The organism is Streptomyces panaciradicis, assembly GCF_023516615.1.
In the GTDB taxonomy this organism is placed as follows: domain Bacteria; phylum Actinomycetota; class Actinomycetes; order Streptomycetales; family Streptomycetaceae; genus Streptomyces; species Streptomyces panaciradicis.
Genome location: NZ_JAMGBF010000232.1, coordinates 1 through 13,431 on the forward strand (window position 1 = coordinate 1; position 13,431 = coordinate 13,431).

Here is a 13,431-nt window from a genome sequence, read left to right on the forward strand (position 1 = left end):
GTGATGAACGTCCAGGAAGCCACCGCGAAAGCACTCCTCGTCGACCGCGACGCCCTGGCAGTAGCCCAACGCGAAGGCGATGTCCTGGCCGCCAACGCCGTCCTCATGGACGCCTACAACACCGACGTCCGCCCCCTCCTCGCCGACGTCCGCACCGAGATGGGCCTCGACCCCGACCCCATCGCCGCCTACCACCGCTCCGGATGGCAGCAGCGCATCACCGCCGAGCGTGTCGGCGGCACCCAAGCCGGCTGGGGCGCCTGACCCCGCCTCGCGTACACCCGCACCGACCCGACGACGCAAGGAAGAGACCCGCTCATGGCACCGCACCCCGAAGCCGCCGCCCTCCTGGCCCGCTCCCATCGGCTCGGCTCCGATCCCCGCAACACGAACTACGCCGGCGGCAACGCCTCCGCCAAGGGCACCGACACCGACCCCGTGACCGGCGGTGACGTCGAGCTGATGTGGGTCAAGGGGTCCGGTGGCGACCTCGGCACGCTCACCGAGGCCGGACTGGCCGTCCTGCGGCTGGACCGGCTGCGGGCGCTGAAGGGCGTCTACCCGGGCGTGGAGCGCGAGGACGAGATGGTCGCCGCGTTCGACTACTGCCTGCACGGCAAGGGCGGTGCCGCCCCGTCCATCGACACGGCCATGCACGGGCTCGTGGAGGCCGCGCACGTCGACCATCTGCACCCCGACTCCGGGATCGCGCTCGCCTGCGCCGCCGACGGGGAGAAGCTGACCGCCGAGTGCTTCGGCGACACGGTGGTGTGGGTGCCGTGGCGGCGGCCCGGTTTCCAGCTGGGGCTGGACATCGCCGCGGTCAAGGAGGCCAACCCGCAGGCCATCGGCTGCGTCCTGGGCGGCCACGGGATCACCGCGTGGGGCGACACCTCGGAGGAGTGCGAGCGCAACTCGCTGCACATCATCCGGACCGCCGAGGCGTTCCTCGCGGAGAAGGGCAAGGCCGACCCCTTCGGACAGGTGCTCGACGGGTACGCGGCGCTGGAGCCCGCCGAGCGTCGTGAGCGGGCGGCCGCCCTCGCACCGTACGTGCGAGCCATCGCCTCCCAGGACAGGCCGCAGGTCGGGCACTTCGACGACTCCGCGGCCGTGCTGGAGTTCCTGGCGCGCGCCGAGCACCCGCGGCTGGCCGCGCTCGGCACCTCCTGCCCGGACCACTTCCTGCGGACCAAGGTGCGCCCGCTCGTCCTCGACGTGCCGCCGGGCGCCCCGCTGGAGGAGGCCGTCGCCCGGCTGAAGGAACTGCACGCCGAGTACCGCGAGGAGTACGCGGCCTACTACCGGCGGCACGCCCTGCCCGACTCCCCCGCCATGCGCGGCGCGGACCCGGCGATCGTGCTGGTACCGGGTGTCGGCATGTTCTCCTTCGGCAAGGACAAGCAGACGGCCCGGGTGGCGGGCGAGTTCTACGTCAACGCCATCAACGTGATGCGCGGTGCCGAGGCCGTGTCGACGTACGCGCCGATCGAGGAGTCGGAGAAGTTCCGCATCGAGTACTGGGCGCTGGAGGAGGCCAAGCTCCGGCGGATGCCCGCGCCGAAACCGCTGGCGACGCGGGTGGCGCTGGTGACGGGTGCGGGCAGCGGCATCGGGAAGGCGATCGCACAGCGGCTGGTCGCCGAGGGTGCCTGTGTGGTCGTCGCGGACCTGAACGAGGACAACGCCGCCCAGGTGGCGCAGGAGTTGGGCGGGCCGGACAAGGCCGTCGCCGTGGGCGTCGACGTGACGTCCGAGGAGCAGATCGCCGAGGCGTTCAAGGCGGCCGTCCTCGCCTTCGGCGGCGTCGACCTGGTGGTCAACAACGCCGGTATCTCCATCTCCAAGCCGCTGCTGGAGACCTCGGCGAAGGACTGGGACCTGCAGCACGACATCATGGCCCGCGGTTCCTTCCTGGTCTCGCGGGAGGCGGCCCGGGTGATGACCGCGCAGGAACTGGGCGGCGACATCGTCTACATCGCCTCCAAGAACGCCGTGTTCGCCGGCCCCAACAACATCGCCTACTCCGCCACCAAGGCCGACCAGGCCCATCAAGTACGTCTGCTCGCGGCCGAGTTGGGTGAGCACGGCATCCGTGTCAACGGGGTCAACCCGGACGGTGTGGTGCGCGGTTCCGGGATCTTCGCGGGCGGCTGGGGCGCGCAGCGTGCGGCCGTGTACGGGGTGCCGGAGGAGAAGCTGGGCGAGTACTACGCGCAGCGGACCATCCTCAAGCGCGAGGTGCTGCCGGAGCATGTGGCCAACGCCGTGTTCGCCCTGACCGGCGGGGAGTTGACGCACACCACCGGGCTGCACGTCCCGGTCGACGCCGGCGTCGCGGCCGCCTTCCTGCGGTGAGCGCCCTCGTGAAGTCGTACGCCGCGGTCGACCTCGGCGCGTCCAGCGGACGTGTCATGGTCGGCCGCGTCGGCCCCGACAGCCTGGAGCTCACCGAGGCGCACCGGTTCGCGAACCGGCCGGTGCGCGTTCCGGAGGGCCTGCGCTGGGACGTCCTCGCCCTGTACCGAGGTGTGCTGGACGGGCTGCGGGCGGCCGGGCAGGTCGACTCGGTCGGGGTCGACAGCTGGGCGGTGGACTACGGGCTGCTCGACGCCGACGGTGCGCTGCTCGGCAACCCCGTGCACTACCGGGACTCCCGCACCGAGGGCGTCGCGGAGAAGGTGTGGGCGACCGTTCCGGCCGGGGAGCTGTACGCGGCGACCGGCCTGCAGTACGCGCCCTTCAACACGCTGTACCAGTTGGTCGCCGCCCGTGATTCAGCCCAACTGCGCGCTGCTCAGCGGCTGTTGCTGATCCCCGATCTGCTCTCTTACTGGCTGACGGGCGAGCAGGGCACCGAGCTGACCAACGCCTCGACGACGCAGCTGATCGACCCGCGCACCCGCACGTGGTCGCACGAGATCGCCTCCCGGCTGGGCGTCGACCTCGGTCTGTTCGCGCCGCTGCGGCAGCCGGGCGATCCGGCGGGGGTGCTGCGGCCGGAGGTGCTGGAGGAGACGGGGCTGCGCGGGCCGGTGCCGGTGACGGCGGTCGGGTCGCACGACACGGCGTCCGCCGTGGCCGCCGTGCCGGCCGACGGCGAGCGGTTCGCGTACATCTGCACCGGGACCTGGTCGCTGGCGGGTCTGGAGCTGGACGCGCCGGTGCTGAGCGAGGAGAGCCGGACCGCCAACTTCACCAACGAGCTGGGGCTGGACGGCACGGTCCGCTACCTGCGCAACATCATGGGGCTGTGGCTGCTCCAGGAGTGCCTGCGGGCCTGGGGCGAGCCGGAGTTGAGCACCCTGCTGCCGGCGGCGGCGAAGGTGCCGGCGCTGCGGTCGGTGGTGGACGCGGGTGACGCGGCGTTCCTGGCGCCCGGCCGGATGCCGGAGCGGATCGCCGACGCGTGCCGCGCCTCCGGACAGCCGGTGCCCGGGACGCCCGCGGAGATCACGCGCTGCATCCTCGACTCGCTCGCCCTCGCGCACCGCAGGGCCGTCGAGGACGCCCAGCGGCTGGCCGGCCATCCCGTGGACGTCGTGCACGTGGTGGGCGGCGGGACCCGCAACGCCCTGCTGTGCCAGCTGACCGCCGACGCGTGCGGGCTGCCCGTGGTGGCGGGCCCGACCGAGGCGGCCGCCTTCGGCAACGTCCTGGTCCAGGCCCGGGCGCACGGGCTGGTGGGCGACCTGGCGAGCGGGCGGCGCCTGCTCGCCCGTACCCAGCCGCTCACCCGCTACGAGCCGCGGGGCGACACCGCGCGCTGGCGCGAGGCCCAGGACCGGCTCACCGGGGGGTGAGCCGGGTCTCCCGCGGACCCCGCACCCCGGTCTACCCTTCACTCATCCGATGATCGAACCACAAGGAGCCGCGATGCGTGTCGCCCTGTTCCTGACCTGCGTCAACGACACGCTCTATCCGGACACCGGGCGCGCCGTGGTGAAGCTGCTGACCAGGCTGGGCGTCGAGGTCGACTTCCCGATGACCCAGACCTGCTGCGGGCAGGCGCACTACAACACCGGCTACCGCCATGAGGCGGAGCCGCTGGCCCGGCATTTCTCCGATGTCTTCGGGGAGTACGAGGCGATCGTCACGCCGTCCGGATCGTGCGGGGCGATGGTGCGGGAGCTGTATCCGCGGATGGGTGAGCGGGCGCGGGCCGAGGGCCGCGGGGACTCCCTCGCGGCCACGCTGGCGCCGGTCGTGCCGAAGACGTACGAGCTGACGGAGTTCCTGGTGGACGTGCTGGGGGTGACGGACGTCGGGGCGTACTACCCGCACACGGTGACCTACCACCCGACCTGCCACGGGCTGCGCGGTCTGGGGCTCGGCGACCGGCCGCGCCGGCTGCTGCGGGCCGTGAAGGGCCTGGAGCTGGTGGAGTTGCCGGGGGCGGAGGAGTGCTGCGGTTTCGGCGGCACCTTCGCGCTGAAGAACGCGGACGTCTCCGCGGCCATGGGCGCCGACAAGGTGCGCAACGCCGCCTCGACGGGCGCGGAGGTGCTGTGCGCGGCCGACAACTCCTGCCTGATGCACATCGGCGGCACGATGGCGCGGCTGAGCACCGGCATGCGGCCGGTGCACATCGCGGAGATCCTGGCGAGCACGGAGGAGGAGCCGGCGGTATGAGCGGCACGTATCTGGGGATGCCGGCCTTCCCGAAGGCGGCGCACGAGGCCGTGCGGAACGAGACCCTGCGCGGCAACCTCCGGCACGCCACGCACACGATCCGCGCCAAGCGGGCCACGGCCGTCGCGGAGGTGTCGGACTGGGCGCTCCTGCGGGAGGCGGGCAAGCGGATCAAGGACCATACGCTCCGTCATCTCGACCGGTATCTGGTGCAGTTGGAGGAGTCGGTCACGGCGGCGGGCGGCACCGTGCACTGGGCCGCCGACGCCGGGGAGGCCAACCGGATCGTGGCCGAACTGGTCAAGGCGACCGGCGAGTCGGAGGTCGTCAAGGTCAAGTCCATGGCCACGCAGGAGATCGGGCTCAACGAGGCGCTGGAGGCCGAGGGCATCCGCGCCTACGAGACCGATCTCGCCGAGCTGATCGTGCAGTTGGGCAAGGACCGGCCCTCGCACATCCTCGTCCCCGCCATCCACCGCAACCGCGGGGAGATCCGCGACATCTTCCGCTCCGAGATGAGCGAGTGGGGCCGCCCGGCCCCCGAGGACCTCACCGACACGCCCGCCGAACTCGCCGAGGCGGCCCGCCTCCATCTGCGGGAGAAGTTCCTGCGCGCCAAGGTCGGCATCTCCGGCGCCAACTTCATGATCGCCGAGACCGGGACGCTGGTGGTCGTGGAGTCCGAGGGCAACGGCCGGATGTGCCTGACCCTGCCGGAGACCCTGATCTCGGTCGTGGGCATCGAGAAGATCCTGCCCACCTGGCGGGACCTGGAGGTGTTCCTGCAGACCCTGCCCCGCTCGTCGACGGCCGAGCGCATGAACCCGTACACGAGCATGTGGACGGGCACGACGGACGAGGACGGTCCGCGCAACTTCCACCTGGTCCTGCTCGACAACGGCCGCACCGACACCCTCGCCGACGAGGTCGGCCGGCAGGCGCTGCGCTGCATCCGCTGCTCGGCCTGCCTCAACGTCTGCCCGGTGTACGAACGGGCGGGCGGTCACGCCTACGGCTCGGTCTACCCGGGCCCCATCGGCGCCATCCTCAGCCCCCAGCTCCGGGGCACGGGAAGCGAGATCGACGCCTCGCTGCCGTACGCCTCGTCGCTGTGCGGCGCCTGCTACGAGGTGTGTCCGGTCGCCATCGACATTCCCGAGGTGCTGGTGCACCTGAGGGAGCGGATCGTCGAGGGCGGACCGGCCACCCGGGAGGGCAACAAGGTGGTGCTGAAGCCGGCGAAGGGGCATGCCGCCGAGCGGGCCGCCATGCGCGCGGCGCGCTGGGCCTTCAGCCACCCCGGCGCCCTGCGCACCGGCCAGCGGATGGCCTCGCGCACCCGCCGCCTCCATCCACGCACGCTCCCCGGGCCCGGCAAGGCGTGGAGCGGCAGCCGGGATCTGCCGACGGTGCCGGCGGAACCGTTCCGGGACTGGTGGCAGCGCACCGGCGGCGGAAAGGGCGGTGCCAAGTGAGCGGCAGGGACAGGATTCTGGGCCGGGTCCGGCGGGCGCTGGCGGACGTGCCGCCGGACGAGGTGCCGTACGAGCAGGCCCTCCAGCGGGACTATCTGCGCGAGCACGGGGCGCGAAGCGTCGAGGAGACGGTGGAGCTGCTGGCGGAGAACCTGGCGGACTACCGGGCGATCGTGCACCGCACCACCTCGAAGGAACTCGCCGATGTCATCGGCCGGTTGCTGAGCGAGCGCGGCTCGAAGAGCGTGCTGGTGCCGTCGGGCCTGGACGCGGAGTGGCTCGGCAGGACGGACGCCGGACGGGCCGACGATCGGGCCGAGAGCACCCCGGCCGAGCTGGACCGGGTGGAGAGCGTGGTCACCGGCTGCGCCGTCGCCGTCGCCGAGACCGGCACGATCGTGCTCGACGGCAGCCCGGACCAGGGCCGTCGCCGTATCACCCTCGTCCCCGACCACCACATCTGCGTCGTACGGGTCCCGGAGCAGGTCGTCTCGTCCGTGCCGCAGGCCCTCGAACGGCTCGATCCGGCGCGCCCGTTGACGTGGATCTCCGGGCCGTCGGCCACGAGTGACATCGAGCTGGACCGGGTGGAGGGGGTGCACGGTCCGCGCACCCTGGAGGTGATTCTGGTGAGCGACTCCTCGGAGGGACGGGGCTGAGCGCACGCGGGCGTCGTCCTCAATCGCCGGACGGGCTCGAATGTGCGGTTTCCTGCGAGGCACCGCCCTTGGTGTTCCTGTGCGTCGCGTCGCGGCCCAGGATGCCGAAGGCCCAGCGCTCGTTGAAGCCGGACACGAATCCGACCGCGCACCAGAAGACCCAGAAGTCGGTGCCCTTGGCGGCGGACCCGGCGTGCCCCGGCGCGGGGCAGATCTGGGCGGTGGTGGCGGGCAGTTCGAAGACGGGGACCAGTCCGCCGCTGAGCAGGAAGTAGACCGCCAGGGCGAGGATCCAGCCGACGAAGACCCGGTAGACGCCCTCGTGCCGCAGGCTGCGGGCGAGTTGCCTGCCCGGCGGGATGGTGCGCTCCTTGCCGACGGTCTGCCGGGACGCCAGCTGCTCGACGCTGAGCCGCAGCCGGACCAGGACGCTCAGGACGGCGCCGAGGGCCCCCAGGCCACCGGCGACGAAGGCGCCCAGCAGGCTCCAGCGGTTGGCGCAGTCGAGGGTGACGCCCAGGACGCGCAGGACCGGCACACCCCACAGGACCGGGACGGCGAGCAGCGCCATGCCCGCGACGGCGCCCATGGCCAGGCCGATGTTCAGTCCCCGGCTGACGGCCGTCACGCTGTCCTGCCGCAGCCAGCCGCGTATCTCGGCGACCTCCTGGTCGAGATAGGCCGCCAGATACCGGTCGGGCCGGTCGCCGAGCCGCGGGTCGTCCAGGACCGTCCGCACGACGCACCGCAGGGCGTTCTGGACGCTGGTCCGGGTCCGGCGGTCGAAGGTGCGCTGCGCGGCGCCCAGGGCGACCTGGAGATGCAGGTGCTGTTCCGGATAGGTCTCGCGGAACAGCTTGTAGGCCACCTCGTCGACCGGCTGCACCAGTTCCCTGAGCCCTTTGGGCCTGGCCTCCGCCTCGGCGCCGTCCAGTACTTCTCTGTACCGGGTCCGCCAGCGGCGGAGCCCCCCGTTCTTGTCCCCCATGTACCGGGTGTACCGATCCCGGGCGCCGAGGGAAACCCGGCGCGCCGCACCAGTACGGTCACCTTCGTCAGGGAGCCGTGACGTCCTCTTCCCCCCAGGCCTGTGCGGTCAGCAGTAGGTCATGGGGCAGCCGTACCGCAGCGAGAACTGGGCGGCCCGCAGGTACACCGCCACGTAGAAGGCCGTGTCCAGGTCCTCGCTCCACAGCCCGGGGCGGGTGGCGGCCAGCTCCTCCGCCTCCCCTTCGAGGAACCAGAACGTCAGGGCGAGGTTCTCCGAGGCGTCCGGCACCTCGGCGGGCAGTCCGATGACCGCGGCCAGCCGCTCGGCGAGGGCCAGCACCTGCGGGGCGCCCGCTATCAGCGTCGTGTCCGTGTAGGCGGAGCCGATCGGCAGCTCTATCGGCTCCTCCAGCGACACCGGCACCAGGACCGACCAGTCGCCGAGCACGCGTTGTTCCTGCGGCGTCAGATGTGCTCGGCACACCTCGGCGAACCCCGTCATGGACGGGCTGAGCTTCTCCTCGAACCAGGAGGCCGCGCCCCTGCCGGGAGCGGGCTCGTACGGCGGCAGGCCGCGCCGCTTCAGCTCCGCGTCGAGGCCGGCCGCGACCGCGCCCTTGCCGCCCTCCTCATCGTCGTCACCGAACCACTCCCCCGCGTCGACACTCACCAGGTAGATCCCCATGCCCGCAACGTACCGGGCGGCACTGACAATCAGCCCTGGGTCACTCGGGCAGGCCCGCCGCGTCCAGGAGGGTGCTCGCCGTGGCGGTGGCCAGGCCGTCCAGCGTCTCGATGCGGGCGCCGGCGCGGGCGCTGGCCCCGTCGAAGACCAGCATCAGCTGGCGGGCGAGGAGCTCGGGGTCGCGGGCTCCGCCGAGCTCCGCCTGGGTGCGGAAGGCGTCCAGGAGCCGCTGCTTGGCGGTGGCGGCCACCCGGCTCGCCGGGTGCTCGGGGTCCTTCAGCTCGACGAGCGCGGCAAGGAAGGGGCAGCCCTGGTACCCGGGTCCGACCGAGGCCTTCTCCACCTGCTCGAAGACGTACAGGATGCGTTCGCGCGGGGTGCCGGCGTCCTCGGGGCCGGGCATGAGCTGGGCCGCGTAGCCGGGGGCGCGGCGCTCCAGGCTGGCCGCGAGGACCTCGTCCTTGCTGTCGAACAGCTGGTACATCGACCGCTTCGAGACGCCGGCCGTCCGGCACAGCGCCTCCACGCCGATGGAGACGCCGTCGCGGTAGAAGAGCTCGGCGGCCGCGTCGAGCAGCCGGTCCCTGGTGGACGCCTTTTCTGTCGTGGCCATACCCGCGAGGTTACCTCCGCGCCCCTCAGCGAGGAAACCGATCGGTCTACCGGGCGGGGCGCCGGCCATGCGACGGGCGGGGACGCCGGCCGTGCGGCGGACACCCCGTGACAGAAGCGCTGAACAAGCGCTTAGATAGTAGGCCCGGCATCGCCGCCCACCAGGAGGCCCCGTTGTTCACGTCCGTCGACGACGTCTCCGCACGTCTCGCCGCCACCGGCTACCTCGCCTCGCCCGCGGTCGCCACGACCGTCTTCCTCGCCGACCGGCTCGGCAAGCCCCTGCTGGTGGAGGGCCCCGCCGGAGTCGGCAAGACAGAGCTCGCGAAGGCCGTCGCGGAGGTGGCCCAGGCCCGGCTGGTCCGGCTGCAGTGCTACGAGGGCGTCGACGAGTCGCGCGCGCTGTACGAGTGGAACCACGCCAAGCAGCTGCTGCGCATCAGCGCCGGCCGCGACGAGACATGGGACGAGACGCGCACGGACATCTTCAGCGAGGAGTTCCTGCTGACGCGCCCGCTGCTCACGGCCATCCGCGGCGACGATCCCAAGGTGCTGCTGATCGACGAGACGGACAAGGCGGACGTCGAGGTGGAGGGCCTGCTGCTGGAGGTCCTCAGCGACTTCCAGGTGACGGTCCCCGAGCTCGGCACGATCGCCGCGACCCGCCGCCCCTTCGTCGTCCTCACCTCCAACGCCAGCCGCGAGCTGTCCGAGGCCCTGCGCCGCCGCTGTCTCTTCCTCCACATCGGCTTCCCGGACGAGGAGCTGGAGCGGCGGATCGTCCGGCTGAAGGTGCCGGAGCTGGACGAGGCGCTGGCCGCGTCGGTGGTCCGGGTGGTCGGTGCGCTGCGGGCGATGGATCTGCGCAAGGTCCCCTCGGTCGCCGAGACGATCGACTGGGCGCGCACCCTTATCGCCCTCGGCGCGGACACCCTGGACGAGACCGTCGTACGCGACAGCCTGGGAGTGCTCCTCAAGCACCACGACGACGTGCTGAAGGCGACGGCCAAGCTCGACCTGGACGCGGTGTGACCGCGCCCGGCGTCGCCGAGCGGCTCACCTCGCTGGTCGGGGCGCTGCGCGCGCACGGCATGCGGATCGGCACGGGTGAGACCGTGGACGCGGCCCAGGCGGTGGCGGCGCTGGGGCTGGCTGACCGCGAGCTGCTGCGCGAGGGGCTCGCCGCGACGCTGCTGCACGGCCCGGCCCAACGGCTGGTGTTCGACCCGGTCTTCGACCTGTACTTCCCGCGCGGCATCGGCGCTCCCGACGGCGAGCCCGCCGGCCGGGACGATCTGCGCGACCGGCTCGCGGCGGCCCTCGCGGCCGACGACCGCGCGCTGCTGGGGCGGTTGGCGGCGGAGGCGGTCGACGGCTTCGGCGGATACGGCAACTCGCCCGAGGGGCAGGGCTGGTCGTCGTACCAGGCGCTGGAGCGGCTGCGGCCGCAGACGCTGCTGGCCCGCGTCCGCGAGAGTGTCCGGGCCCGGGACGGCGCGTCGGGGTTCACCGACCGGCTGCTGGAGGACGAGATCCGGCGGCGCATCGAGGTGTTCCGCTCGATGGTGGCCGTCGAGGCGCGGCGCCGGGTCGCCGAGCGGCGCGACCGGGACGAGCTGGCCCGGCGCGCGGTCGCCACGACCCCCGACCGCGTCGACTTCCTGTACGCGGGCAAGCTCCAACTGGCCGAGCTGCGCAGGACCGTTCAGCCGCTCGCCCGCAAGCTCGCCACCCGGCTCGCGGCCCGTCGGCGCCGTGCGGCCCGCGGCAGCATCGACCTGCGGCGGACCCTGCGCGGCTCGCTGTCGACGGGCGGGGTGCCGATGAAGCCGGTGCTGCGCCGGCGCCGTCCCTTCCGCCCCGAACTGGTGCTGCTGTGCGACGTGTCGGGCTCGGTGTCCGGGTTCTCCGACTTCACGATGCTGCTGGTGCAGGCCCTGCACGACCAGTTCAGCAAGGTGCGCGTGTTCGCCTTCGTCAACCGCATCGACGAGGTCACCGGCCTCATGGAACACGGCGCGGCCGACCCGGAGGGGCTCGGCGCCCGGATCCGCGCGGAGGCGACCCTCACGGGCTGGCACGGCAGCAGCGACTACGGCGTGGCCCTGGGCGAGTTCGCCGAGCGCCACGGCGACGCCGTCGGCCCGCGTACGACGCTGTTCGTGCTCGGTGACGCGCGCACGAACATGAGCGACCCGAACCTGGCCGCCGTCCGGCGGATCACCGAACGGGCCCGCCGTGTCTACTGGTTGAACCCCGAGCCGCGCGCGCAGTGGGGCACCGGCGACTCCGCGGCACCCGATTACGCCGAGCTGGTGGACATGTACGAGTGCCGCAACGCCCGCCAGCTCGGCGCGTTGATCTCCCGGCTGCTGCCGGTCTGACCGCGCCGCCCCCGCGCCTCGGCGTGGCTACCCCTGCGTCTTGGCGTAGTCCGTCGCCATCTGGCCGGCGAAGTCGTAGACCACGCACGGCTCTTCGCCGACCACCCACGCGTCGTGTCCCGGGGGGAGCACGAACACGTCGCCCGGTCCGACCTCCTGCTCGGCGCCGTCGTCCATCCGGACGCGCATGCGTCCCTGGACGCAGTACCCGTTGTGATGGACCTCGCAGCTCTTCGTCCCGGCGATGGGCCCCACGGACTCCGACCAGCGCCAGCCCGGCTCGAACGTTCCCACGGCGAAGTCGAGCCCGGTCAGATGGACCGCTTCCAGGTGTCCACGCGGGAAGTCACGGCGCTCGTCGGGCTTCTCGACAGCCTTGATCTCGATCATGACGGCTCCCTCCATTGCGAGCCCCGTCCACCACACCATCGTCCGCCCGCCCGGTCGACACCGCCATTCGGGTGAGCGCAGAATGGCGCGTGAGGCCGCAATCGCCGAACGACCGGAAAGGTGGCGATCACCGTGGCTGAACATCCCCACGCACAACTCGTCCGCAAAGGCTACGAGGCCTTCTCACGCGGCGATATGGACGCCCTGCGCTCGCTGATCACGAGCGACGCCACGCAGCACGTGCCCGGCAGTCATCCGCTGTCCGGCGACTGCAAGGGGATCGACGCGATCCTCGACTACTACCGACGGCTCTTCGAGGAGACGGCCGGAACCTTCAAGGTCGAGCTGCGCGGTGTCCTGGTGGACGGCCGCGGCCATGCCGTCGCGATGCAGCACGTCAGCGCGCAGCGCGGGAACAAGCGCATGGACGAGGACGGCTGCATCATCTTCCGGATCGTCGGGGACAAGGCGACCGATCTCGACGAGTGCGTCGAGAACCTCGACAGCATGAACGACTTCTGGTCATGAGTCCTTCGCCGGGCCGCACAGCCGGGCGAAACGATCCGCGTCCACATTGCCGCCGGAGACGATGACACCGACCCGGCGCGGCAGGGGGCCCGCACGCCCCGCGAGCAGCGCGGCCAGCGGAGTGGCGCCGCTCGGCTCGACGACGATCTTCAGCCGCTCGAACGCGAAGCGCATCGCGGCCCGGATCTCGTCGTCCGAGACCAGGGCGATCGCGTCCACGAGCCGCCGGTTCACGGAGAAGGTCAGCTCGCCGGGCGTGGTCAGGGCCTGGCCGTCGGCAATGGTTCGCGGCACCGGGACGCTGACGCGCCGGCCCGCCTCCAGGGACCGCTTGGTGTCGTCCCCGGCCTCCGGTTCGATGCCGAGCACCCTTATCCCGGGGTGCAGTCCCTTGGCGGCCGTCGCGGACCCGGCGATCAGGCCGCCACCTCCGACGGGCGCCATCAGCGCGTCCAACTCGCCGACCTCTTCGAGGAGTTCGAGTGCGGCGGTGCCCTGGCCCGCCATGACGTGCGGGTGCTCGTAGGGCGGGATGAGGACGAGTCCTCGTTCGTCGGCGAGGGCCCGGGCGACGGCCTCGCGGTCCTCGGTGTAGCGGTCGTAGGTGACGATCTCGGCGCCGTAGCCCTCGGTGGCCCGGCGCTTGGAGTGCGGGGCGTCCTCGGGCATCACGATGACGGCCGTGCTGCCCAGTTCGCGGGCGGCCAGGGCGACGGCCTGGGCGTGGTTGCCGGAGGAGTAGGCGGCGATGCCCTTGGCCAGTTGCTCGGGGGTGAGCCGGGAGGCGGCGTTGTAGGCGCCGCGGAACTTGAAGGCGCCCACGCGCTGGAAGTTCTCGCACTTGAGGAAGACCTCGGCGCCGACGAGGGCGTCCAGGGTGCGCGAGCGCAGGACCGGGGTGCGGTGCGCGACACCCTTGAGCCGGTCGGCGGCATCACGGACGTCGTCCAGGGTCACGGGCGGGGTGTTGGTCGTCACGCGTGTCCTCCAGCGGGGGTCGGGTCGGTGGCCGCGGCGGGGGCCGCCGGGGTGACGGCCGGGTTGCCCGCCGGGGCAGCGGCTGCGGCGCTCGCCGG

The 13,431-nt window shown here is 72.4% G+C and carries 13 protein-coding genes and 1 pseudogene; 9 read left to right on the top strand and 5 right to left on the bottom strand.

Features of this window, described 5'->3' with window-relative positions:
• The 6 genes and pseudogenes from M8J74_RS42155 to M8J74_RS42180 form a co-directional block, all read left to right on the top strand.
• Positions 1-264 (top strand): annotated as a pseudogene (locus M8J74_RS42155) (L-rhamnose isomerase); the annotation flags it as partial.
• Between the two features lie 54 nt (positions 265-318).
• Positions 319-2,358 (top strand): bifunctional aldolase/short-chain dehydrogenase, encoded by a 2,040-nt coding sequence (locus M8J74_RS42160; RefSeq protein WP_249841461.1) that lies wholly within the window; start codon positions 319-321, stop codon positions 2,356-2,358.
• Positions 2,355-3,803 (top strand): rhamnulokinase, encoded by a 1,449-nt coding sequence (locus tag M8J74_RS42165; protein WP_249841462.1) that lies wholly within the window; start codon positions 2,355-2,357, stop codon positions 3,801-3,803. The genes M8J74_RS42160 and M8J74_RS42165 overlap by 4 nt, the downstream gene beginning before the upstream one ends.
• A gap of 73 nt (positions 3,804-3,876) precedes the next feature.
• Positions 3,877-4,632, top strand: coding sequence for a (Fe-S)-binding protein (locus M8J74_RS42170; RefSeq protein WP_249841463.1), 756 nt, complete (start codon positions 3,877-3,879; stop codon positions 4,630-4,632).
• Entirely contained in the window at positions 4,629-6,107 is a 1,479-nt protein-coding gene (locus tag M8J74_RS42175; protein WP_249841464.1) for a LutB/LldF family L-lactate oxidation iron-sulfur protein, read from the top strand. The genes M8J74_RS42170 and M8J74_RS42175 overlap by 4 nt, the downstream gene beginning before the upstream one ends.
• Complete coding sequence (locus M8J74_RS42180; protein ID WP_249841465.1) at positions 6,104-6,766, top strand: LutC/YkgG family protein; 663 nt, start codon at positions 6,104-6,106, stop codon at positions 6,764-6,766. Before M8J74_RS42175 ends, M8J74_RS42180 begins: the two co-directional genes overlap by 4 nt.
• Before the next feature lie 19 nt (positions 6,767-6,785).
• On the opposite strand, the gene M8J74_RS42185 is transcribed toward M8J74_RS42180, so the two are convergent.
• From M8J74_RS42185 to M8J74_RS42195, 3 genes are all read right to left on the bottom strand, one after another.
• Positions 6,786-7,754 carry a hypothetical protein gene (locus tag M8J74_RS42185; protein WP_249841466.1) on the bottom strand — a complete coding sequence of 323 codons (969 nt, stop codon included), beginning with the start codon at positions 7,752-7,754 and terminating at the stop codon, positions 6,786-6,788.
• A gap of 108 nt (positions 7,755-7,862) precedes the next feature.
• On the bottom strand, positions 7,863-8,441 hold the full coding sequence (locus M8J74_RS42190; protein ID WP_249841467.1) for a hypothetical protein: 579 nt from the start codon (positions 8,439-8,441) through the stop codon (positions 7,863-7,865).
• A 40-nt stretch (positions 8,442-8,481) separates the two neighbouring features.
• Entirely contained in the window at positions 8,482-9,054 is a 573-nt protein-coding gene (locus tag M8J74_RS42195; protein WP_249841468.1) for a TetR/AcrR family transcriptional regulator, read from the bottom strand.
• 173 nt (positions 9,055-9,227) lie between these two features.
• Between M8J74_RS42195 and M8J74_RS42200 the strand changes: the two genes are divergently transcribed.
• Positions 9,228-10,085, top strand: coding sequence for an AAA family ATPase (locus M8J74_RS42200; protein WP_249841472.1), 858 nt, complete (start codon positions 9,228-9,230; stop codon positions 10,083-10,085).
• Positions 10,082-11,437 carry a vWA domain-containing protein gene (locus M8J74_RS42205; protein ID WP_249841469.1) on the top strand — a complete coding sequence of 452 codons (1,356 nt, stop codon included), beginning with the start codon at positions 10,082-10,084 and terminating at the stop codon, positions 11,435-11,437. Before M8J74_RS42200 ends, M8J74_RS42205 begins: the two co-directional genes overlap by 4 nt.
• 27 nt (positions 11,438-11,464) lie before the next feature.
• Here M8J74_RS42205 and M8J74_RS42210 read toward each other — a convergent pair whose 3' ends face one another.
• Positions 11,465-11,827, bottom strand: coding sequence for a cupin domain-containing protein (locus M8J74_RS42210; RefSeq protein WP_058927995.1), 363 nt, complete (start codon positions 11,825-11,827; stop codon positions 11,465-11,467).
• 132 nt (positions 11,828-11,959) lie between these two features.
• Here M8J74_RS42210 and M8J74_RS42215 point away from each other — a divergent pair, with 132 nt between their 5' ends.
• Positions 11,960-12,355, top strand: coding sequence for a nuclear transport factor 2 family protein (locus M8J74_RS42215; protein ID WP_249841470.1), 396 nt, complete (start codon positions 11,960-11,962; stop codon positions 12,353-12,355).
• Here the strand turns inward: M8J74_RS42215 and M8J74_RS42220 are convergent.
• A complete protein-coding gene (locus tag M8J74_RS42220) occupies positions 12,350-13,333 on the bottom strand; it encodes a threo-3-hydroxy-L-aspartate ammonia-lyase (RefSeq protein WP_249841471.1) in 984 nt (327 codons plus the stop codon). The two genes, M8J74_RS42215 and M8J74_RS42220, sit on opposite strands and share 6 nt — an antisense overlap.
• Positions 13,334-13,431 lie beyond the last annotated feature (98 nt).